This is a genomic window from Aquimarina sp. U1-2, from assembly GCF_017897595.1.
GTDB lineage: Bacteria > Bacteroidota > Bacteroidia > Flavobacteriales > Flavobacteriaceae > Aquimarina.
Genome location: NZ_JAGKIK010000019.1, coordinates 37,648 through 60,566, shown reverse-complemented (window position 1 = coordinate 60,566; position 22,919 = coordinate 37,648). Strand labels below are relative to the sequence as shown.

At 33.9% G+C, this 22,919-nt stretch carries 18 protein-coding genes and 1 other RNA gene; 13 read left to right on the top strand and 6 right to left on the bottom strand.

Annotated elements, in window-relative coordinates; all coding sequences use genetic code 11:
* Positions 1 to 101: 101 nt before the first annotated feature.
* Positions 102 to 662, bottom strand: coding sequence for an adenylosuccinate lyase (locus J8281_RS17505; RefSeq protein ID WP_210198957.1), 561 nt, complete (start codon positions 660 to 662; stop codon positions 102 to 104).
* 151 nt (positions 663 to 813) lie between these two features.
* On the opposite strand from J8281_RS17505, the gene J8281_RS17500 reads away from it, so the two are divergent.
* Positions 814 to 1,341, top strand: coding sequence for a heme-binding domain-containing protein (locus J8281_RS17500; RefSeq protein WP_210198956.1), 528 nt, complete (start codon positions 814 to 816; stop codon positions 1,339 to 1,341).
* Here the strand turns inward: J8281_RS17500 and J8281_RS17495 are convergent.
* Positions 1,335 to 2,015, bottom strand: coding sequence for an NAD-dependent deacylase (locus J8281_RS17495; protein WP_210198955.1), 681 nt, complete (start codon positions 2,013 to 2,015; stop codon positions 1,335 to 1,337). The two genes, J8281_RS17500 and J8281_RS17495, sit on opposite strands and share 7 nt — an antisense overlap.
* A 379-nt stretch (positions 2,016 to 2,394) precedes the next feature.
* Here J8281_RS17495 and J8281_RS17490 point away from each other — a divergent pair, with 379 nt between their 5' ends.
* The 8 genes from J8281_RS17490 (at position 2,395) to J8281_RS17455 (ending at position 12,695) form a co-directional block, all read left to right on the top strand.
* Positions 2,395 to 3,132, top strand: coding sequence for a LytTR family DNA-binding domain-containing protein (locus J8281_RS17490; protein WP_210198954.1), 738 nt, complete (start codon positions 2,395 to 2,397; stop codon positions 3,130 to 3,132).
* 393 nt (positions 3,133 to 3,525) lie between these two features.
* Entirely contained in the window at positions 3,526 to 3,684 is a 159-nt protein-coding gene (locus J8281_RS17485; protein WP_210198953.1) for a hypothetical protein, read from the top strand.
* A gap of 35 nt (positions 3,685 to 3,719) precedes the next feature.
* Positions 3,720 to 3,884, top strand: a complete 165-nt coding sequence (locus J8281_RS17480) for a hypothetical protein (protein WP_210198952.1) — start codon at positions 3,720 to 3,722, stop codon at positions 3,882 to 3,884.
* A 98-nt stretch (positions 3,885 to 3,982) separates the two neighbouring features.
* Positions 3,983 to 6,031, top strand: a complete 2,049-nt coding sequence (locus J8281_RS17475; protein ID WP_210198951.1) for a tetratricopeptide repeat protein — start codon at positions 3,983 to 3,985, stop codon at positions 6,029 to 6,031.
* A 108-nt stretch (positions 6,032 to 6,139) separates the two neighbouring features.
* A complete protein-coding gene (locus J8281_RS17470) occupies positions 6,140 to 6,811 on the top strand; it encodes a response regulator (protein WP_210198950.1) in 672 nt (223 codons plus the stop codon).
* A 717-nt stretch (positions 6,812 to 7,528) separates the two neighbouring features.
* Positions 7,529 to 8,485 carry a type IX secretion system membrane protein PorP/SprF gene (locus J8281_RS17465; protein WP_210198949.1) on the top strand — a complete coding sequence of 319 codons (957 nt, stop codon included), beginning with the start codon at positions 7,529 to 7,531 and terminating at the stop codon, positions 8,483 to 8,485.
* A 33-nt stretch (positions 8,486 to 8,518) separates the two neighbouring features.
* Positions 8,519 to 10,489 (top strand): OmpA family protein, encoded by a 1,971-nt coding sequence (locus J8281_RS17460; RefSeq protein ID WP_210198948.1) that lies wholly within the window; start codon positions 8,519 to 8,521, stop codon positions 10,487 to 10,489.
* Between the two features lie 1,543 nt (positions 10,490 to 12,032).
* The gene (locus J8281_RS17455; protein WP_210198947.1) at positions 12,033 to 12,695 is read left to right on the top strand and encodes an RNA methyltransferase; all 663 of its coding nucleotides are present in this window, start codon (positions 12,033 to 12,035) and stop codon (positions 12,693 to 12,695) included.
* 247 nt (positions 12,696 to 12,942) lie between these two features.
* On the opposite strand, the gene J8281_RS17450 is transcribed toward J8281_RS17455, so the two are convergent.
* The 3 genes from J8281_RS17450 to J8281_RS17440 form a co-directional block, all read right to left on the bottom strand.
* A complete protein-coding gene (locus tag J8281_RS17450; protein WP_210198946.1) occupies positions 12,943 to 13,710 on the bottom strand; it encodes a carboxypeptidase-like regulatory domain-containing protein in 768 nt (255 codons plus the stop codon).
* 79 nt (positions 13,711 to 13,789) lie between these two features.
* On the bottom strand, positions 13,790 to 15,547 hold the full coding sequence (locus J8281_RS17445) for a DEAD/DEAH box helicase (protein WP_210198945.1): 1,758 nt from the start codon (positions 15,545 to 15,547) through the stop codon (positions 13,790 to 13,792).
* Positions 15,548 to 16,056: 509 nt separating this feature from the next.
* A complete protein-coding gene (locus tag J8281_RS17440) occupies positions 16,057 to 17,106 on the bottom strand; it encodes a glutaminyl-peptide cyclotransferase (protein ID WP_210198944.1) in 1,050 nt (349 codons plus the stop codon).
* An 89-nt stretch (positions 17,107 to 17,195) separates the two neighbouring features.
* On the opposite strand from J8281_RS17440, the gene ffs reads away from it, so the two are divergent.
* From ffs to fsa, 3 genes are all read left to right on the top strand, one after another.
* An RNA gene (ffs, locus tag J8281_RS17435) (signal recognition particle sRNA small type) lies at positions 17,196 to 17,294 on the top strand.
* 581 nt (positions 17,295 to 17,875) lie between these two features.
* A complete protein-coding gene (locus J8281_RS17430; protein WP_210198943.1) occupies positions 17,876 to 18,700 on the top strand; it encodes an SDR family oxidoreductase in 825 nt (274 codons plus the stop codon).
* A 12-nt stretch (positions 18,701 to 18,712) separates the two neighbouring features.
* Positions 18,713 to 19,366, top strand: coding sequence for a fructose-6-phosphate aldolase (gene fsa, locus J8281_RS17425; protein ID WP_210198942.1), 654 nt, complete (start codon positions 18,713 to 18,715; stop codon positions 19,364 to 19,366).
* A gap of 77 nt (positions 19,367 to 19,443) precedes the next feature.
* Here the strand turns inward: fsa and J8281_RS17420 are convergent, their stop codons facing one another.
* The gene (locus tag J8281_RS17420) at positions 19,444 to 20,964 is read right to left on the bottom strand and encodes a hypothetical protein (RefSeq protein WP_210198941.1); all 1,521 of its coding nucleotides are present in this window, start codon (positions 20,962 to 20,964) and stop codon (positions 19,444 to 19,446) included.
* A gap of 323 nt (positions 20,965 to 21,287) precedes the next feature.
* On the opposite strand from J8281_RS17420, the gene J8281_RS17415 reads away from it, so the two are divergent.
* Entirely contained in the window at positions 21,288 to 22,913 is a 1,626-nt protein-coding gene (locus J8281_RS17415; protein WP_210198940.1) for an ABC-F family ATP-binding cassette domain-containing protein, read from the top strand.
* Positions 22,914 to 22,919: the final 6 nt, after the last annotated feature.

Genomic DNA, 22,919 nt, shown 5'->3' with positions numbered 1-22,919 from the left:
GTTTCTCCTTTCTATTTTCTATTTTCCGATTTCTAATTTTTCCTCGTTTTTCTTAAAGTAACAGTACTATAGTTTGTTTAGCGATTCGTGATGACTGAAGTTTAAGAGATTTTTTTCAAAATCATTCGTGCTCTGGCTTTGTATGCCGCACTACTGCTGATGTAATTATTTTCGAGGATTATCTTTAGTTCTGGATGTATCCAGTCAAATTCGGTACCTAGAAGATATAAAGCCGTCATGGCATAGGCTTGTGAAGCGACTTTTTGTGGGGTGATGAGCCAATCGAAACAAATTTCGGTTATTTTTTCTCGTTGTGCCGTATTTAGATATTGGAGTATGGCCACCGGTTTTTGTTTGTAATACGCCTCAATAACATATTCAAAAATTTTAGCCATAGGTCGTACTGCTTGATGACGATAAACTTTGGATGCAATCTTTATAATTTCATCAAGATGCGGAAATACAACTGTCAGATTCTTCTTGCATAGAAACTCTAGTCCCCATGCGGCTCTACACGATACTTCTTCATCGATTTTTTCACAAATGCTTAGCAGTTCGGGTAGTGTACTAAGATCATTTAGAATAAGATGTGCAAAATGATTTCGTTGGTCTCGAGAATGATTTAATATGCCTAGTATCTTTAGTAAAGGTAGTTTAGTCATACGTTTAAATTTTAGTAATTCACTGTAAGGTCTAACTGTTGTAAAAGAATGGTTTGTTAGTATATCATAATAGGGTTGTAGATAATAATTACTTGTTAAAATCGTTTTATGTTGTATATGAACCACTTACTTTATCTTAACTATAAACAAAATGCTTACCAAAATTAAAAATATATTTATCGTTTTGTTGCTGGTTTTAATTATATCACAATTTTTAAGACCTGAGAAAAATGAAGCCAGTTATGATAGTATCGCTAATTTCGAAGATCTTGCCGAGGTTACTCCCGAAGTGAAAACTATCTTGCAGAATAATTGTTATGATTGTCATAGCAATATCACCAGATATCCATTGCATATGGAGGTAAGTCCGGTTTCCCACTACATGGCTTATCATATCAAAGAAGGAAAAGAACATTTTAACGTTTCAAATTGGGAATCCTATTCAGTACAACAAAAAGACCACAAGCTCGATAAATTTATAAAAGAATTAGAAGAAAAAGAAATGCCATTAAAACCATATACTTGGATTAATGGCGAATTATCTCGCGCTGATGCTGATAAGTTGATCGCATGGGCCAAAGCAACTCGAATAAAAATACGACAACCAAAAGATTCTTTACCTGTACAACAAATAGATACCGTAGCAGTAGATAGTACTATGATCTCTATGGCTCAATGATTCATTAGCGTATGTACCACTTTGGGAACTCCGGTAGATGCTTTCTCAGAAATGACAGTAAGATGAGCGGTTTTTTGTATTGCTGGCTTAGGATCTATAAAATAAATAGGGGTATCGTTTTTGGTGTATTGTAGAAGACCGGCGGCAGGATATACTTGCATTGATGTTCCGACAATGATAAGAATATCGGCTTGTTCAGTTATTGAAATAGCGAGATCCATAAGGGGCACCATTTCGCCAAACCATACAATATGCGGACGTAATTGTGAATGGTGTTCACAAAAATCACCTAAAGTAAGATCGTCGCGCCAATCCAATATCAAATCTTCGTCAAATTGGCTACGTACTTTTAAAAGTTCTCCGTGAAGATGAATAATATTCGAACTTCCTGCTCTTTCGTGTAAATCATCGACATTTTGAGTAATGATCGTTACCTCATATTTTTTTTCCAAATCGACAAGGGCATAATGCCCGATATTAGGCTCGACCGAAAGAAGTTGTTTTCGCCTTTTATTATAAAAGTCTAACACTAATTTTGGATTGGCATTCCATCCTTGTGGAGAAGCAACCTCCATGATGTCATGACCTTCCCATAATCCATTGGCATCTCTAAAGGTGTTAATACCACTTTCTGCACTAATTCCGGCCCCGGTAAGAATGACTATTTTCTGCATAAATATTTATGTGTACGTACTAAACTCCAAATGATTTCATAGTACATGAATTGTTCATTCAGGGATATGATCAAATTTATATTTTTCGGCTTAAAAGAAGGAAGAAATTATTTAAAAGATGAGGAAACTAAAAAATTAACATTATTTAACATAAATATATACGATTCGAAATAGGGTAACGTTGTACTTCCATACTTCTGGATTTTCGACGAATGGTGCTAAGTTTACGATAAAGTGTAATTCGTAAATTATTGATTTTAAAACGGTTCCGTACTAATATTACGGTTTTTCCGTATTTAAACAAGCGTTAAAAATCCTATCTTGTAAGTAGATTTTTTAAATGTTTAAGAACTAACGCTAACTAATTAACTACTATTCTATGAAATATCCTTACATCATCATTGATAATGATCCTAAAGCTGTAGAAACAATTCAACTTGCTTTAGAAGATAAAAACGACTATTTCTGTATGGGAATTGCTAGAGATGAACAAACTGCGTTGGATTTGATTTTAGAACGAAAGCCGCGACTTGTTTTTCTTGAACCGGAAACACCAGGTCTATATGCCAATCAAACTCAGTACAGTATAAAGGCAGAACTAAACAAGTACATGTCTACGTTACCCGAGTTTGTAGTGGTCACCAAAACCAATGATTTCGCTATAGAAGGTATTCGTAACCGTATATTAGATTACATTGTAAAACCTATGAGTAAAAGCCAGATTTTAAGAGCTTTAATGCGGTTTGAAAAAGATCTTGACGAAGTGTCTGGCAATACATTATGCTTTAGATCTTATGGTGATTATCGCTTTGTAAATATAGAAGAAGTTTTATACCTAAAAGCAGATAACAATACTACCGATTTTATAATGAGCAATGGCAACAAAGTAGAAGCCTTTAAAACACTTAAGCACTTTCAAGATTCGTTACCCGATCATTTTGTGCGTATTCATAATAGCTACATCATTAATACAAGGTATGTTTCCCGCATTCATTTCGGAAAAGCAAAGTGTGCCATCAAAAATACGAATGATATGATTCCTTTTTCTAAATCATACAAGATGAATGTAGAAGAAATTAAAGACAACCTGGCAAAGAAAAGTTTAATTCGCATATAGTTTAACACCTCATTTTCGAAATTTTAACCGATAGATAACAGTAGCTATCGGTTTTTTTATTATGCGAAGTTGTCGTTTCATACAAGTGAAATCCGTACGCTTATTCCTACAATAATAATTAGACTTTCAAAAGTAAGCTATCTACCCTCAAAATAGGGTAATTTACCCTTAAACGAGGTCATTTTACTAAACAGACCTTAATTTATTGGGCGCGCGCGAGGTTTAGCCCTAGATTTGTAGTGTACAAAAGGAAAAAATGATGATAAAAAAAATGTTTTTCCTACAAAATTGTTAGCGCAACAATACCCCAAAATAAGAATTACGAATTATTAATTTACCCCACAAAGATTGAAGTAATCTTTGAATTAAAACAAAAAAACAAAAGAGAAAATTATGAAAACGATAAAGACATTATTTGCAGCAATAGTAGTAAGTACCTTATTTATAGCTTGTGAAGCAGATGCCGTGAATGAAGAAGTTGGATTGGAGTTGGAGGATCAATTTGCTAGTGAGGATGATGATGGACAATTTATAACTCCACCTAAACAATAATATTAAATTAAGATTTATAAATAAAATTTGAAGATATGAGAACGTTAATCATACTACTATTTCTTGGTCTAGTGTTTAATTCATGCGAATCTGAGCCTATTAAAGAAGAAATAGGTATAGAAGTAGATGATCATCAAGCTGAAGATGATGATGGGATGGTAATCTTACCACCTGGACAAGGCGATGTAAAATCTAAATAATTTAACTTATAAAGTAAATAATGAAACAAGTTCTAATTCCTATTAGGACTTTTTTTCATTTTTATTAGTAATTTTATTTTTACTTAATAATCTGCCTAATGTATAAATTTTTATTAACGTTGAATACTCTTACTTTCATTTCGACTTTTATTGGATGTAATGATGGAAATAAGACAATCGACGATAAGGATTTAAAATCTAATATAATTAATAGTTATATTAAAAATTCAAAAAACTCAAAAAATTCTTTTGAAGATAGAATAGATAATCTGGAGAAAGCATACAATTTAAATTCAACTTTAGATGACAGTTCTATAAAAGTAGATAAGATACATGAAATATCATTTGCGTATTATTCTCTTCAGGATTTCGATAGGTATAGGGAGATGAATGAGAAAGCCCTGAAATTGTCCAAATTGATGAATGATTCTCTTAATATAGCTGAATCCTATACTTACCTTGGATTATATTATAAAACCTCACAATTGGATTTAGCTTACAAAAATTTTATAGAAGCCGAAAAAATATATTCTGGTTTAGATTATTATAAATATGTTTCAAAAGAAGAATATGCATTCGAGAGAGGTAAAGTTTTAATTGACTTAGCACTTATACTTCGTAAAATTAAAAACTATAGCGAAAGTGAATCACTCACCATTAAAGCAATCAAAAGTTTTAATGATTCTGGAAATAAGCTTTATTTACCATTATGTTATACCAATTTAGGTATAATTGCTAAGTATACCGAATTTTATGAACAAGCAATTGAATATCATTTGAAGGCTATTGAATATGCAAAAGGTACAGATACTGAAATATTACAAACTATAACCTCTTTTAATAATATCGGTACAACCTTCAAGTCACAAAAAAAATATAACAAAGCAAAAGAATATTACAATAGAGCACTGTCTTATACTAAGTTTTTGAATGAAAACCCTGGAAGACGGGCCAGACTAATTGATAATCTTGCTTATGTTAATATGTTATCCAAAGACTACGAAGATTTACCCAGACTTTTTTTTGAAGCTTTAGATATTAGAAAAGAAATAACTGATCGATATGGTATAGCTACTAACCATTTACATTTAGCTGAATATTATAAATCTATTGAAAATTATAGTATTTCTAAATTACATGCTTTGAAGGCTAAAGAGCTAGCTCTAGAATTACAAAAAAATGAAGAACTTTTAAAAACTTACAAGATCTTATCTAAAGTTTCCTCTGAAAAGGAAAATTTAAAATATGCCAACAGTTATATTTCATTGAATGATAGTTTAATAAAAGAAGAACGTCTATTTCGCGACAAATTCGCCCGTATCCGCTTCGAAACTGATGAAATAGTAGAAGAGAATCAACAAATAGCCAGAGAAAACGAAATATTAATCATTGCCATTCTAGGGCTAACCGCTTTGTTTTTATTAGGGTACATTATTTTTAGACAACAACAAAGTAATAAAGAATTGATATTTGCGCAAACCCAGCAAGAAGCCAACCAAGAGATTTATCGCTTACTGTTAAATCAACAAATCAAACTAGAAGAAGGTCGTAAACTAGAACAACAACGCATGTCTGAAGAATTGCATGATGGTGTGTTAGGTAGGCTATTTGGCGTACGATTAAGTCTTGATGGGATCAACCAACGCGCCAATGACGGGTTTACCGAGGCACGAAATAAATATATAGACGAACTTAAAGATATAGAGCAAGAGATACGGCTTATTTCTCATGACTTAAGCTCTGAGACCTTACCCTCTGATGTTGCCTATATCGACGCCGTAGAAAATCTTATTAGCGATCTATGTGAAGTGAATAATATCAATTTCGAATTTAATAATGACGAAGAAATTGATTGGGAGGGTATTGATGATCAAAAAAAGGTCAATCTATTCAGGATTTTACAGGAGTCTTTACAAAATATATTTAAACATGCTGGTGCAAAAAGTATAAAAATTAATTTCGATTATATAGAAGATAAAATAAATCTTACTATCTTGGATGATGGAATTGGGTTTAACAGTACCAAGGTCAAAAAAGGAATTGGTTTAAAGAATATTACATCGAGAGTCAGTCAGATGAGTGGAGTGGTACAATTTTTAAGCAGTAAAAACTCAGGTACGCAAGTATCTGTAAGTGTGCCCGTATAAAAAATGTTCAAAAAAGTTCCAGCAAATAGCTATTTCATGTCCATTTCTTTGATCGAGAAAAAAGCATAATATGGTTATCGTTTGCGACTGAAAACAACGTAGTAAAAAATGAAGAAAAAATTAAAAGTTCTTATGATTGACGATCATCCTATGATCATCGAAGGATATAAGAACACCTTATTAGGTGAAAATCAAAAAGACTATCAGATCAAGATTGATATTGCTTCAAATTGTGATGATGCTTATGAAAAGATAGTAAAATCTGCTGAAACCACGCCTTACGACATGCTTTTTGTAGATATTAAACTACCACCTTCGTCTGATGGTACGATCACATCGGGTGAAGATCTTGCGAAGCATGCCAAAGAGTTACTACCTAAATCAAAGGTTATTATTTTGACCATGCATAGAGAAGATCATAGAATTCACAATATTTTGAAAAATATTAACCCAGCTGGTTTTTTGATTAAAAGTGATCTAACTTCTAGTGAATTACTATTAGCATTCAACAATATCGTAAAAGGTAAGGCATATTATAGTGCTACGGTAAATGATCATTTTAGAAAAATGATGACCAATAAATTTTCGTTAGACGAAAAAAATCTTAAGATTTTATACCATTTATCCCGTGGAGTAAAAACAAAAAATCTTCCTAACTATGTAAGCCTGTCATTAAGTGCAATAGAAAAACGAAAGAATCAAATTAAAGAGATGTTTTCTATCGCCAAAGCCGACGATCAAAAATTGTTAGAAGAGGCACGTAAAAGAGGATTTATATAGTAAACTTAATCATAAAAGTCAAGACGAGTTCAATACAAGCATTTACGAATTTTGTTAAAGATCATCAAAAAATCTTGATGCTGCCTCATTAAGTCTTTCAAAGATGCTGTAAGCGTTGCTACTTTATAGGCTATGAGTACATAGATAGGTGATACTTAGTTATTGCAAAACCACCAAAGGCTAATTTGTTTTTACTATAAAATACTACTATATCTATATAAGACGGTATAAATTTTTGCTCATTTTAACTCTTACTTTAACCCGCTTTATGCATTAGAAAATCTATTACGGCTTTAAACTGCTGCAAAACCAAGCACTACGTTGTATTTTTAAGTTTCACCGTAGCGATGCTATGCTGAAACTTAGAAAACACTTGGTTTTATGGCATTTTCAACCCTCATAACGAAATTCTAATGCATAAACCGGGTTTAATGTGTAAAAATTTTGTAATTAAGACTGTGTAATATTTTCAGGGCTTCTTTAGAGTAAAAACAGGTACTCAGCTTGATTTGCATAGCTACTATGCATTTTTTTGCCATCTTAACTGATTTGGTAATATTAATAACTTGGCGTGATTAAAAATAATGCTCCCGTTAGTTACAAAAGGCAGCTATATAGTATTACTTTCGCATTAAAATCATTGTATTTTCCTCAAAAACAAGCATATTTATATTATATTAGTATATTTAAGCGCCCTAAATTTAAACCAAAATACCAATGATTAGAATAACTATTCTATTCTTATTATACATTATGTATTTAACAACTACTTCGTTGTTGGCTCAGCAAGATGCCCAGTACACCCAGTATATGTACAATACGATTAGTGTGAATCCGGCCTACGCCGGTAGTCGTGGAGTTATGAGTATCATGGGGCTTCACCGTAGTCAATGGGTAGGATTAGATGGTGCGCCTCGTACGCAGACGCTTACACTTAACACCCCTTTGGGCGATAAAGAACGTCTCGGATTAGGTCTTTCTGTAGTCAACGATGAAATTGGCCCTACAGATGAAACCTACTTTGGTGTTGATTTCTCGTATACCATTCCCACTTCTGAAGAAGGAAAACTTAGTTTTGGTCTTAAAGCCGGAGGACATCTATTAAATATTGACTTTCTACGTCTTACACAGTTTAATGCAAATGATGCGTTGTTCGAAGCGAATATCGACAATAAATTTAGTCCGCAAGTGGGTATTGGAGCGTATTATCATACAGAAAAATTTTACCTGGGTTTAAGCGCGCCAAACTTACTAGAAACCGATCACTTTGATGAAAGTAGTACAAGCAGCGATAGTGATGCAGTAAGTTTTTTGGCAGAAGAACGAATTAATTATTACCTCATTTCAGGATATGTTTTCCAAATTAATCCCGACCTTAAGTTTAAACCTGCGGTACTTACAAAATTAGTATTCGGAGCTCCTCTACAAGTTGATGTTTCGGCAAACTTTTTATTGTATGAAAAACTAACATTAGGTGTAGCATATCGATGGAGTGCAGCGGTTACCGGGCAAATAGGTTTCCAGATTTCAGAAGCGATGATGATTGGTTTTGCGTATGATAGAGAAACTACAGCACTGGGTCAGTCACAATTTAATGATGGAAGCTACGAAGTTATGCTGCGATTTGAATTATTTAAAAAATACAATCGAATGCTAACACCACGATTTTTCTAAAAACCCCTTTTACGATAGTTAAAAAGAAATACTATGAATGTGAACTATTACATTATATTAATACTATGTATTGGATTATCTTTTACAGCAAACGCACAAGAAAAGCGTCTAGAAAAGGCAGATGAGAATTTTAATCGTTTTGCATTTGTTGATGCTCGAAAAATATATCTACAGGTAGTAAAGAGTGGTTACGAATCTCCAGAATTGTACCAAAAGTTAGGAGACTCTTACTATTTTAATGCCGAGCTTGAAGAGGCTGTTATTTGGTATGAAAAACTAATTAATGGGTATCCAGACCAAATTGATGCAGAATATTTATTCAGATATTCACAAAGTTTAAAAAGTGTTGAGCGTTATGATGAGGCTGATAAAACTATGGAAAAGTTTAATACTCTAACCGGAAATGATCAACGAGCCGCATATTTTATGAATACAAGAGACTATCTTAAATTTATAGAAATGCAGTCAGGAAAGTTTAGATTGCTAAAGCTAAGTGTGAATTCTAAATTTTCAGATTATGCGCCTAGTTTTAATCATCAAGGGCAATTAATATTTGCTTCATCGAGAGGAGGCGGTAGCGGAATGACAAAAACACTTCACGAATGGAACGAGATGCCCTTTTTAGATTTGTATGTTTCTGATATGGTTGCTGCTAATGGGATTCTTCAAACTCCCAGAAAAATGAAAGGTAAAATCAATACAAAGTTTCATGAATCCTCAACTACTTTTAGTCAGGATGGAAAAACTGTATACTTCACAAGAAATAATTATACAAAGAAAAAGCTAGGATCTAATATAAAAGGTACCATTTTGTTGAAAATATATAGAGCTACACTAGAAGAAGATAAATGGACGAATATTGAAGAACTACCTTTTAATAGTGATGAATATTCGGTAGCTCACCCTGCCTTAAGCGCAGATGGAAAACAATTATTTTTTGCCAGTGATATGCCGGATAGCCGAGGGCTGTCTGATTTGTATGTTATCGATGTACATGCTGATGGAACTTTTGGTACTCCAAAAAACTTAGGAGATGCAATTAATACAGAAGGAAGAGAAACCTTTCCCTATATTAGTGACTCGGGCAGATTGTATTTTGCCAGTGATGGGCACATCGGCTTAGGTGGTTTAGACGTTTTTGTAGCTGTTCCAGAAGAACAAGAGCAGTTTTCCAGGCCTTATAATGTGGGTAGGCCTGTTAACAGTGCTGAAGATGATTTTACGTTCGTTCTTAATGAAGATACAAAAATAGGATATTTTGCGAGTAATCGCTCTGGCGGAAAAGGTAACGATGATATCTATAGTTTTAAACAGACCGAAGCGTTAATAACCGAATGTAATCAATATGTAACCGGTGTAATTACCGATGTTGAGACCAAAGAAAAACTAGTCGATGTTGAGGTTGTACTTATGGATAGTAAAAACAAGGAATTAAACCGAACAAAGACTACAAAAAAGGGCATTTATAAATTTGATCTAGATTGTGATATTGAGTATGTGATACGAGCGACAAAATCTGCATATCACCCAAAAGAAACCCTTTTAAAAACAAATACGGTATTAGAATTCGAACACAATATAGCGCTACAACTTTCTGACTTGAATGCCGATGGTATAAAAGAAAATCGTCGCGAAGATGACCTGGCCTTACTATTAGACCTAGAACCCATATATTTCGATTTGAACAAATCAATAATACGTAAAGATGCCGAGATAGAGTTACAACAGATCATTGCGGCTTTAAAACAATATCCTCAATTAAAAATTGATGTGCGCTCACATACTGATAGTAGAGCAGATGACGCTTATAATATGTCTCTTAGTGAAAAGCGTGCAAAGCGTACAATCGAATATATCGTAGAAAAAGGAAATATCGACCCCTCGAGAGTTACGGGTAGGGGGTATGGTGAAACTGAATTAATCAATACATGTGCAAACAATAAAAAATGTAGCGATAAAGAACATCAGCTAAATAGAAGAAGTGAATTCATTATTTTAGATTAAACTTGCTCTTATGTATTAGAAAATCCCCGCCTGCCATTTTATTAAGAAAAAGGCGGGCAGATATTACGACTTGAAACTGATACAAAACCAAACACTATGTTGTATTTTTGAGTGTCACCGTAGCCCTTCGACTCATCAAAGTAATTTGCTAAAAATTTGTTAAAAACCGGTTGTCAGAATCTGTTTCTTAGACTATTTTCTAAATGTAAAAACAAGGCAAAATTGTTAAATTTTTATGGTAAAAACGTAGATCAATAAGAAAAAGTGAGGCTAAAATGCATGAAAAGAAATAAGAAATAAATATAAATATCTGATTTTTAGATATTTATTTTAAATATTAGGGTGTGTACAGTTTTTTAAGCTAGATTTTTTCTTAATTTATTTTTTTACGTTAAAACCGTAATAATTAGGAGGTTAAACAACGGTGTTATTTAACAAAATGTAATTATCTTTAAGTATTGTTTTTAAACAAAAGAGGGAATTGTTAACATAAAAGAAAAAAGCTCATCTCTTGCTCCGTTATATTTTTATAATAGTCATGAGTAAAGTCTAAGAAATTGAGTTTGTAAAAATAATGTATTGGATAGCAACTCTTCTTTCGTTTGTGTGATAAAAATTCTATAATTTTTGTATTTTAACAATAATAAATACAGTAGTGATAGCTTGTGTTATTAAATTGAAAACAACATATCTGAATACGTACAATTATCTTTTTTGCAACAATTGTATTATTTAGAAAACAACCCCGCTATTTGTAAAACTTTGGCGAGCCAACAAAAGCAGGGTGTGAATAACGATTAATTGAGATTAACCATTATGAATACTATTTTACTTCATATTACTAATAGATATATTCTATATCTTTCCAGTTGTCTTTTAGATGTATATGAACTTGTTTTGAATTATCAAATTAATTCGAAATATAGGAATTCTTTCAATACCTTACGGTATAGCCGTAAAATTTTTAGCAATTTCTTAACATGTCCTCTCGTTAGATTTTTACGGTTCGTTTCAAAGATATTACGTTCGAATACCTTTAATTATTTGAACATCAATATAAGTATAAATAAAAGTACATACTTTTTAAATCATTACAATTCAAACTCTTTTGTTTTAGGATAAGTGTTTGATGGTATATGTTATTAACGGAATTTGAAAAGTATGTAAATAAAATATAAAAATATAAAACTAGTGAAAAAGGAGAATTAAGCTACCGATCTCTATCTGGATCATAGTCGTACGAAGCATTTTGACGATGTGTTTATTTAAAAAGCCCCCTGTTTTTAGGGGTAATTTCAGGGGGTTTTCATTCCGTATTCAACTTAGTTTACCAAATAGACTATTTCTCTACATTTTAGGTCATAGTCGTACGAAGCATTTTGACGATGTGTTTACTTTAACCCTCCTGTTGTTAGGGGTAATTTCAGGAGGGTTTCTTTATGTTTTAAAATATATAATTCGGGTTAAAATGTACTCTCGAGAATAAGGTGGATTCAATGTCATACTAAATACAGTCTAACCGCTTTTTCATATTTTAGCGGTTATGATAGATACAAAACTTCTGGAATATTTAGAATCATTTCTTACGCCACGTCGGCTTAAGCTTTATAAAAAGGTATTAGAAAAACGAACTAATCATTTTACGGTAGCTGTAGAAGATGTATATCAGTTACATAACACCAGTGCCGTTATACGTAGCTGTGATGTTTTTGGGGTGCAGAACGTTCATGTAATTGAAGAAGTAAATGTAAAACGTATTGATAGAGAGATTGCTATGGGAGCGCAAAAATGGATCGATGTACATCGATATGCTTCTACAAAGCAATGTTTGACTTCCTTAAAAAAGCAGGGTTATCAAATTGTAGCGACCACTCCACATGATGATTCTCAAACGTTGGATGATTTTGATATTTCTCAACCTTCGGCTTTTTTCTTCGGAAAAGAACAGGATGGTCTTAGTGATATGGTGCTAGAAGAGGCCGATCATAAATTACATATCCCTATGGTGGGATTTACAGAGAGTCTTAACATTTCGGTTTCTGTAGCTATTATTTTACAACACGTTACTTCCAGGTTAAGAGCAACAACTATAAATTGGCAACTATCAGAGGCCCAGCAGTTAGAAAAACGTATGGAATGGACTAAAAAAGTGATCAAAAGTCATAAAAAAATCATTCAGCGTTTTTATGAGCAAGATAACATTTAACAGCTGAACCTACTTGAGAACTTCTTTATATACATATACGAATATCCGTAATTTAACCTAAACGGTTTGCGTCAAGCTGAATACTGAAACGAGTTCAGCACAGGCTTGTTTCAGCTTTTCTCATCTCAATTTAATGGAAATAAACTTCATGAGATACTGAAATGAATTCAGGATGACTTCTAAGTTAAATTTTAGGTATAATGTAGGATATTCGTATTAAACAGTCTGAGGATCTATTTAAGTACAATTACTTCCTGTCTAATATTTTATACTCTTCGTAACATTCGCTTATGGCATCTAATATCTGAAGATCGTTGGCAAATTTTATAAAATCTACAGAGTAATTACAATTTCTAAGAATTTCATCAATATCAAGTCGTTCAATCTGTAGTAGTGCCATTAATGTTTCACGATCAAATTTGTTCTCCAGTAGGCTTCTTATTTGATCATCTTTTTTCATTTTTCGAAGTTTTCGAAGTTCAGTAGCCCGCTTACTGAAAATGTTGTATAGAAAATCTGCAGGGTTGAAAATGGCACCTAACACTTTGTTTACGGCACCAGGTTGTTTACTACCGCCTTCATAACCCGAATTCAGCCCTGAAATACTATACCTATAATTATTATAGACCGGTATTCTTTTTGCGTCAATTTCTAGATATCCTGTTAATTGCACATCGGCAACTACTACTTCTTCTAACGCAATACCCAGTTCTGTCATTTCAATTTTCACATCACCAAATTTGATCCAATCGTTGGTAACCCTTACCCGAATGGGCTTATATCCAATATACGAAAAATATAAGGTGTCATTTACCTTCGCCTGAATAGTAAAATCACCATTATCATTTGTGATTGTACCCACCACTTGCGAAAGATTAACTATGTTTACATTTTCGAGTTTTTGATCAGTAGCAGCATTTAATACTTTACCAGAAACGGTAGGCGTATTTTCTTGTTGAGCAAGTGTTATTGTACTGCTTATAAGTGCTATTATGTATACGAATATTTTCTTCATAGTAAAGAAACGTTCAACGTTTGTGAATATACCATAAAAATCACGCCAAAAATCATAGTACTGTGTTAATCTCTATAATTTATCGTCTATCGCTACGTTTTCTTCTGTCCCTTCTTCGGCTCCCACTGTCTCGTCCGCCATCTTTCGAATCAAACCGTTTTTTACCTTTAGGTTTAAATCCGTCACTTCTTCGGCTTCCTTTAAAACCACCATCACGATCACGTCGGCGTTTGCCTCCTCGACGATTTCCAGATCCTTTCGAAATTTCGACATTTACTTTTCGACCCTCCATCTTAAAATCTTCAAACACGGCAAGCACTCTTTCCTGGTACTCGGCTGTAGTGTTAAAGAATGAAAAACTTTCCTTAACATCAACACGGCTTAATGAATCGCTTCCTAATTCGAGCACTTCTTTAAGGAAATCTTTTAAGGTCATCCAATCAAATCCATCTTTCTCACCTACATTAATGAAATACCTGGTACTGCCAGTATCGTTTCTATCACTATCTCTTCCAATGACATTAAGATCCCGGGCATTTTTGTAATAATTATGAAAACGTGAAAATTCTACAGAAAAAAACTTCTTGATTAATTCTTCTTTTGAAAAATCTTCCAAAACTTCATTAATAGAAGGCAAGTAGCTATCGATTTCATGGTTAATTTTTGCTTTGGCAATATCGTTAGCTAAATGAAATAATTGTACCTGACAAATTTCTTCACCACTCGGAATTTCTTTTTTCTCAAAACTTTTTTTGATAATACGCTCGACCGACTTTATCTTTCGTACTTCACTTTTTGAAACAATGACCATCGATACTCCGCTTTTTCCGGCTCTACCTGTTCTACCACTTCGATGCGTATAGGTTTCAATTTCATCAGGCAATTGATAGTTTATGACATGAGTTACATCATCTACATCAATCCCTCTAGCAGCTACATCTGTAGCCACCAGCATTTGTATTTGTCGATTCCTGAAGCTTTTCATAACTAGGTCTCGTTGGTTTTGACTCAAATCTCCGTGTAAAGCGGCGGCATTGTAGCCATCACCAATCAAATTTTCGGCTACTTTTTGAGTATCACGTTTAGTACGACAAAAAATTACAGAGAAAATATCCGGATTGGCATCTGCCAGTCGTTTTAATGCTGCATATCGATCCCTAGAATTTACTACGTAATATTCGTGAGACACATTTTTTGAACCTGTGTTTTTGTGACCTACTGTAATTTCTACAGGCTGCTGCATAAAACGTTTGGCTATTGCAGCTACTTCTTTGGGCATTGTAGCCGAAAATAACCAGGTGTTTTTTTCATCGGGAGTGTTTGATAAAATTGCCTTTATATCTTCATAAAATCCCATGTTTAGCATTTCATCTGCTTCGTCTAGTACACAGTAATCGATATTAGAAATATCAACCATTTTGCGATTGATCATGTCTTGCATACGCCCGGGAGTAGCTACTACGATTTGAGCACCCCGCTTAATTTGCTTAGCTTGATCGGTAATACTAGCGCCACCATAAATGGCTACTGTATGAAGGCCAGGTATAAATTTTGAGTAGTTTTTAAGCTCGTTGGTAATTTGCAAGCAAAGTTCGCGAGTAGGGGATAAGATTAATCCCTGTGTTATTCTACTGCTGCTGTCTATTTTTTCGATTAGCGGAAAACCAAAAGCCGCTGTTTTACCGGTTCCTGTTTGTGCTAATGCTACAATATCAGTATCGTCGTTGAGCAGAATAGGTATTGCTTTTTCCTGTACTTCACTCGGAGTTTCGAACCCCATGTCATTTACGGCTTTAATAATAGCCTCACCCAATCCTAACGCTTCAAATTTGTTCATATAGTAAAAATAAGCCGCAAAGGTACGGTTTATTATCGGTCTACAACAATAACGGGGTAGTTATTATAGTGTTGCAGGATAATCAATTAGAAACAATTCGCGCAGCATTAGAGGTATATTAAAGATTTTATCTTCTTTTAATTCAATTTTAATTTAAATATCCGCTATACATCATAAAATTAACTTTAATGTCTGGTCGAGCGCAGTCGAGACCTGATTTAGAGCTCGTTGGATTTACTAACCTCTCGACTGCGCACGAGGAGACAGTGCGATATGATTGATTACGAATATTCATAAATTTTTAATTTTTACAGATCAAACCATCAAAAAATAGAATAAACTGCTTTATGAACTGATTTAAACTTTTTTGATTTAGGCGAAAAATGAAGGTTTTGTGCTTAGATGAAGTAATTTTTTACTTGCATAGCGGCGCTACGGAAGTCAAAAATTATAAAATATAAGTACAAAACAGCATTTTTTTAGCAAATTGAAAAAAGTTTAAATCAGTTCTATTTTACAATCTCAATTTCAAAAAGTTTATCCCAATATTTGCCGGTCACAAACAGTTGATTACTATTAGCTTTGAAAGCAATACCATTCAAAACATTTATGTTTTGATGTTGCGTAACTTCCTTTCGTAATCCAGAAAGATCAATGACCGCTTCGAGTGCTCCATTGTTAGGATTGATGATCGCTATCCCATCTTTTTGCCAGGTGTTCGCGTATATTTTACCATCAATCCATTCGAGTTCATTAAATTTCGATTTTACACCTTTATTGGTAGTTACCTCAATATAATCTTGTTCTGCCAGGGTTTCAGCATCCAAACGCCATATTTTTTGTGTTCCGTCACTTTTATAAATTACAGTACCGTCGTTACATAATCCCCAGCCTTCTTTGCTCTCGTTGTATCCAAACCTTCCTATGTTATCAAAAGTATTAATATCATATATGAACCCCTCTTTAGACCGCCAGGTTAATTGAAATAATTTGGCATTTAAAATAGTAATCCCTTCTGCAAAAAACTGTTCAGGTATTTCTTTTTTTACCAGGACTTCTCCAGTTTGATAATTCACTTTTCGTAAAGATGATGTACCGTTTTTCCCGGTACTTTCATACAACGTATCACCGGCAAACTCTAAACCTTGTGTAAAAGCGTTTTTATCATGTGGATATGCCGCTATAATTTTATACGTATATAATTTGGGCGAAACATTGTTTAAAAACACCACTTTTTTCGTAAGGGTGTCCATTTGACCATTATAGAATACCTGCGCTTGTAAGCTGTGATTTCCCAATTTTTCATCATCTATTACCTCATTAAACTTAAAATTGGAGCCTGCTTTAGTTCTTTTATTACTTAGAGAGAACACTACAGAATCTATAACTATATTTTGATCATTTTTAATAGAAGCACGTATAGTGTCTCCTAATTTAAATATCGACTGATTCGTATCAGTAACAATAGAAAAATAACTTTTCCTTTTATTTTGATTACTTCCACAAGAAAACAGAAATACGCATAAAATTATGATGAAGAAGGGGTTACGAATATTCATTATGCTAAATAAATTTTTGAGCAAGATATTTATTTTAAATGGGTTTGAAAAATGATTGTAATATTAACTAAAGGTTGTATCTTTGCACCCGGCAAGTCCTACACAACCAGCTCCTGTTGAATCCTCCAGGGCGGGAACGCAGCAAAGGTAGACGGTTGTAGCGGTGTGATGTAGGTAGCTTGCCTTTTTTTATGCCTTGTAATCAAATTTAATAAATAGAATTTTTTCTCCAAGACTTTGTCACCCACGCATCGAGCAGATATCAAGACTTATAGCACCTTGAGCCAAGACAAAAATAGCATCTGGTTTCTCAATTCTTAAAGCGAAGCGGTCTTGATTCTGATACATCTCGACAACGCTTTCCTGGAGTAGTTTATTGCATAACAGGTTACGTCTCGTTTTTTTAGCAAATTGAAAAAAGTGCAAACCAGTTCAAGATCTCTTTCTTTTCAATTTTAATGAAATATCAGTCTTAATTCGGAAATCATAGTCGTATATTTGCGCCCATGAAATAAGCCATAACAATGAAGATCATACCCGCAGATATGATTAAATGGCGATTCCATCTGAATATTAAACCCGGATTATGCATTTTAAAATCTATTACGGCTTGAAATACCTTCAAAAACAAACGCTGCGCTGTATTTTTCAATTTCACCGTAGCGGTGCTATGCTAAAATTGAGAAAACACTTGTTTTTATTGGCATTACAACCCTCATTACGAAATTCTAATACATAATCCGGGTTAAAAAACAAAAATTATAAACAGATGAAACAAGATCAAAAGCCCTCGGTGGTTTTGATTACCGGGGGCTCATCGGGTATAGGTAAATCTATTGGAACGTTTCTTGCAGCCAAGGGGTTTACTGTATATGGAACCAGTAGAAACCCATCAAAATTTGAAAATTTTGAGCCGTTTCCCTTATTGCAATTAGACGTTGCAGATACCTATAGTATCGAGGCAGCAGTGGCTATTATAGAAAAGCAACATGGGCGTCTGGATATTTTGATTAACAACGCGGGGGCGGGTATTATGGGAGCTGTAGAAGAAGTGCCTAATGATGAAATTTTGAAAAATTTTACCACCAATTATTTTGGCCCTATAGAAGTAACAAAAGCGGTTTTACCCTTAATGCGAAAACAAAAGCAGGGTTTGATTATCAATATCACATCTATTGCTGGTTACATGGGATTGCCATATCGCGGTATTTATAGTGCATCTAAGGCTGCTTTAGAAATCACTACCGAGGCGTGGCGAATGGAATTAAAGCCATTTAATATCGAGATGACCAACGTGGCTCCGGGTGATTTTGCTACCAATATTGCCGCCGGAAGATATCATGCCCCTGTACGTAAAGGGTCTCCATATGCTACATCCTATCAAAATATTTTATCTTTAATAGATAATCATGTAGACGATGGAAACGATCCACAAGAAATGGCTAAAGCCGTATATAAAATTATTCAAACAAAAAAACCTAAAATACATTATAAAGTAGGGCAATTTATGCAAAAATTCTCTATCGTATTGAAACGAATACTACCAGACAAAGTGTACGAACGCTTACTAATGAATCATTATAAAATTAAATAAACACAACATATCATGAAATTTTTTATCGATACTGCCAATCTAGACCAAATAAAAGAAGCTCAAGACCTGGGTGTGCTAGATGGTGTGACTACAAACCCATCTTTAATGGCCAAAGAGGGTATTACGGGGAAAGAAAACATCATTAATCACTACAAAAAAATATGTGATATTGTTACCGGTGATGTAAGTGCTGAAGTTATTTCTACAGACTATGAGGGTATTGTAAAAGAAGGTGAAGAATTGGCCAAATTACATGACCAGATCATCGTTAAAGTACCTATGATCAAAGATGGGGTTAAGGCTATAAAATATTTTAGCGACCACGGAATCAAAACAAACTGTACGCTTGTTTTTTCTGCAGGTCAAGCAATTTTGGCTGCAAAAGCGGGAGCTACTTATGTTTCTCCTTTTATTGGACGATTAGATGATATTTCTACCGACGGACTTAATTTAATTGCTGAAATTCGAATGATTTATGATAATTACGGATTTACAACACAGATTCTGGCAGCTTCAGTAAGACATACCATGCATGTTATTGATTGTGCAAAAATTGGAGCAGACGTAATGACAGGACCCTTATCGTCTATAGAAGGATTACTCAAACATCCTTTAACTGATATAGGACTTGCCAAATTCCTCGCAGACTATCAAAAGGGTAATTAAGCACCAAATTGCTTATCAACAAATAGCTTTAACACCATTTAGTAATCGAAAAAGAAGTACGATAAAAAACTACTTTTCTAGTTAGAAAGTAGTTTTTTATTGTTTTCAAGATTAGCCAACCTTGAATATTTTAGCAGTTGTTTTTCTAATTTTGAAGAGAATAAATCGGCTTTCGAATTAATAATTTTCCCTTCTTTATCCACAAGTATTACTTTATTACGATTGTAAAGTACTAATTCTTCCGATGCGCATTTGGGGTGTTTAAACTCATACTCTTTCCCCAGATTGTAGTGATGTCTTTTTATGGTTTTCAGCCAGTTTTTCGTTTGTTCGTCGTCAGTATTAATGGCAATAAAATCAATATTGGGATATATCGTACTTAGATAAGACGCTTTGTTATGAGATTTAACAAAATGGTCTTTCCTATCCATCGACCAAAAGTATAATGCCGTGATAGGTTTTTCAAAAAGGGAAGATAATTTGATAGTTTCTCCTTTGGCAGTAATCAAACTTTGCTCAGGAATTTTGTTATTAGGCCGTAATTTGGATACGTCTTTATGTAGTTTTTTTAGCTCTTTCTGGGATTTCTTATTCGAACTTACGCTAAGATAATGATCAAGAACCGCATTCGAATCATTATCGTCATTGCTTTCAAGTAAAAAATTAGCAGTGACTCTTCTTAGTAAATTATTTTTGATGTACGGGTTTTGCACCATACTATCAATAAGATTTAATTTATAGGTGGTGCTTCCCGTTTTTCCTAATTGATTTGGAAATTTACTAGTATAATCAATTAATGATGAATTCCTGAAATAATAGTTAAGGTATCGATTGTAGGCGTATAATCTTTTTAAATCTTCATCATTAAAATTAATGCTTTCGCGGAAGTCAAAAAACGTTGAAGGAAGATCTTGTGCAGCATCGAGGCCCCCAACTCCATATCTACGATGAAAATACAATTCGTGTCTGGTATAATAATCATATACAATACTAGCTTGTGCAATTTTTTTTGTCAAAGCACTCAATTCATATGTATCGATTAGCTTATCATAAGCTTTTAATTTCTGCTGAAGCAAAGAATCCTGGTGTCGTTTAAAATAAGAAGGAGAGAGGCCAAGCTCTGATCTTCTTAGTTTATTACGTTCTATTTCATTTTGCAGGTAGGTATCAACTAAAAAATTATTTTTTCTCGCTCCGTCCCCGGTAAAAACCAAAGATTCATCAAACTCTAGTGTGTTGAGGCGCAATAGGATACTATCACCTTTTTCGATGAGTACGATTTGGTTTTCCGGATTGTGTCTAATAAAATAAATCCCTTCTTCCAGGTTTTCAATTTTGTACATAAATCGATTATCGTCATCAAGCAGAATAGTATCGTTCTCCTTATTTCCTTTTGATAAAATCACATAATTTGTGTTGGGATTTACAATTTCTCCTCCAATATAGGTCTCGCTACGACCATTTTGTTTTGGCGAAGTGCAACTATTGAAAATATAGCATAGCAAAAAAGATAGTATAATATGTAGTAAATAAGAAAATCGCATTTTGGGTGTAGTAATTGTCTGACTATTAAGCACTCTTTTTGAATACCAGTTCATCCTCAAAACACATATGTTACCATCTTAATTTTGTAAATTTTTTATGCTGTAGCTGAAAAATACAACTTAAAAATTTTAATTCATTAGATCGCAAAAGCTGGATGTTTACTGTAAAGCTGGCACTCTATCTAAGTTTTATTCAAAAATAGCCTGAAACGAATAGTACACTTGTTAATGATACGTTAATTCTTTTTTTCGGAGTTCGTAGGAAGAAGTGATGCCACTTCCTCTTTAATATTACTAATTTCGCGTTATATTCTTTCAGGTTCTGAATCCATTTTTCTACTTTTGCGCCACATTCAGAAATTCACAATTTTTTAGGTATGTTATCAGTTTCAAATCTTTCGGTTCAATTTGGTAAGCGCGTTCTATTCGACGAAGTAAATACAACTTTTACGCAAGGTAATTGTTATGGTATTATTGGGGCTAATGGTGCAGGAAAATCAACGTTTTTAAAGATTCTTTCTGGTACTCTAGAACCTACTTCTGGTCATGTTCATTTAGAACCGGGTAAGCGCATGTCTGTTTTAGAACAGAATCACTACGCATATGATGAGTATACGGTTTTAGAAACTGTAATTATGGGTAATAAACCTTTATATACCATAAAAAAGGAAATAGATGCGCTGTATGCAGACTATACCGATGAAAATGCTGAAAAAATCGGGGAGTTACAGGTTCAATTCGAAGAAATGAATGGTTGGAACGCCGATAGTGACGCTGCAGCAATGCTTTCTAACTTAGGAATTAAAGAGGAACTGCACTACACACCCATGTCTGATCTTGATACCAAACAACGAGTACGGGTATTGATCGCGCAATGTCTATTTGGAAGTCCTGACGTTTTGGTAATGGATGAACCTACGAATGATTTGGATTACGAAACCATCTCTTGGTTAGAGAATTTCTTGGCAAATTATGAAAATACAGTAATTGTAGTATCCCACGACAGGCATTTCCTGGATTCGGTTTGTACACATATTTCTGATATTGATTTTGGAAAAATAAATCACTATAGTGGTAACTATACCTTCTGGTATGAATCCTCACAACTTGCTGCCCGACAGAGAGCTCAACAAAATAAAAAAGCAGAAGAAAAGAAGAAGGAGTTACAAGAGTTTATTGCAAGGTTTAGTGCGAATGTAGCAAAATCAAAGCAAGCTACCTCCCGAAAGAAAATGATCGAAAAATTAAATATCGCAGATATCAAACCTTCGAGTCGTAGGTATCCGGCTATAATTTTTGAAAGAGATAGAGAAGCCGGAGATCAAATTTTAAATGTAGAGGGGCTTACAGCAAAGCTAGAAGGAGAAATTTTGTTCAAAGATGTAGCTATCAATCTTGCCAAAGGAGATAAGGTTGTTGTTTTTTCAAAGGATTCTAGAGCAACAACAGCTTTTTATCAGATTTTGAATGATAAACAAGATGCTGATGCTGGTAAATTTTCATGGGGAATTACCACAACACAATCCTACTTACCGGCAGATAATAGCGAATACTTTCAAAACGATTTAACTCTGGTTGATTGGCTACGCCAATGGGCTACCACCGAAGAAGAACGCGAAGAAGTATATCTTCGCGGGTTTTTGGGAAAAATGATTTTTAGCGGAGAAGAGGCATTAAAGAAGTCAAACGTATTATCCGGGGGAGAAAAAGTGCGTTGTATGTTATCAAAGATGATGATGACTCGCGCCAATGTATTGATGCTAGATGAACCAACAAATCACCTTGATCTAGAATCTATTACTGCATTTAACAATTCACTAAAAAAGTTTAAGGGCACTGTATTATTTACGACTCATGATCATGAATTTGCACAAACTGTTGCAAATAGAGTTATAGAACTTACTCCAAATGGCGTTATTGATAGGTATACCACATTCGATGAATATATGAGTGATCATAAGGTTAAAGAGCTTAGAGAAAAAATGTATGCAGTCAATGCTTAAACACTA

Excerpts from the sequence above, each read along its gene's own strand:
- J8281_RS17505 (WP_210198957.1), bottom strand. The coding sequence starts at position 662 with ATGACTAAACTACCTTTACTAAAGATACTAGGCATATTAAATCATTCT.
- J8281_RS17500 (WP_210198956.1), top strand. The coding sequence starts at position 814 with ATGCTTACCAAAATTAAAAATATATTTATCGTTTTGTTGCTGGTTTTA.
- J8281_RS17495 (WP_210198955.1), bottom strand. The coding sequence starts at position 2,015 with ATGCAGAAAATAGTCATTCTTACCGGGGCCGGAATTAGTGCAGAAAGT.
- J8281_RS17490 (WP_210198954.1), top strand. The coding sequence starts at position 2,395 with ATGAAATATCCTTACATCATCATTGATAATGATCCTAAAGCTGTAGAA.
- J8281_RS17485 (WP_210198953.1), top strand. The coding sequence starts at position 3,526 with ATGAAAACGATAAAGACATTATTTGCAGCAATAGTAGTAAGTACCTTA.
- J8281_RS17480 (WP_210198952.1), top strand. The coding sequence starts at position 3,720 with ATGAGAACGTTAATCATACTACTATTTCTTGGTCTAGTGTTTAATTCA.
- J8281_RS17475 (WP_210198951.1), top strand. The coding sequence starts at position 3,983 with ATGTATAAATTTTTATTAACGTTGAATACTCTTACTTTCATTTCGACT.
- J8281_RS17470 (WP_210198950.1), top strand. The coding sequence starts at position 6,140 with ATGAAGAAAAAATTAAAAGTTCTTATGATTGACGATCATCCTATGATC.
- J8281_RS17465 (WP_210198949.1), top strand. The coding sequence starts at position 7,529 with ATGATTAGAATAACTATTCTATTCTTATTATACATTATGTATTTAACA.
- J8281_RS17460 (WP_210198948.1), top strand. The coding sequence starts at position 8,519 with ATGAATGTGAACTATTACATTATATTAATACTATGTATTGGATTATCT.
- J8281_RS17455 (WP_210198947.1), top strand. The coding sequence starts at position 12,033 with ATGATAGATACAAAACTTCTGGAATATTTAGAATCATTTCTTACGCCA.
- J8281_RS17450 (WP_210198946.1), bottom strand. The coding sequence starts at position 13,710 with ATGAAGAAAATATTCGTATACATAATAGCACTTATAAGCAGTACAATA.
- J8281_RS17445 (WP_210198945.1), bottom strand. The coding sequence starts at position 15,547 with ATGAACAAATTTGAAGCGTTAGGATTGGGTGAGGCTATTATTAAAGCC.
- J8281_RS17440 (WP_210198944.1), bottom strand. The coding sequence starts at position 17,106 with ATGAATATTCGTAACCCCTTCTTCATCATAATTTTATGCGTATTTCTG.
- J8281_RS17430 (WP_210198943.1), top strand. The coding sequence starts at position 17,876 with ATGAAACAAGATCAAAAGCCCTCGGTGGTTTTGATTACCGGGGGCTCA.
- fsa (WP_210198942.1), top strand. The coding sequence starts at position 18,713 with ATGAAATTTTTTATCGATACTGCCAATCTAGACCAAATAAAAGAAGCT.
- J8281_RS17420 (WP_210198941.1), bottom strand. The coding sequence starts at position 20,964 with ATGAACTGGTATTCAAAAAGAGTGCTTAATAGTCAGACAATTACTACA.
- J8281_RS17415 (WP_210198940.1), top strand. The coding sequence starts at position 21,288 with ATGTTATCAGTTTCAAATCTTTCGGTTCAATTTGGTAAGCGCGTTCTA.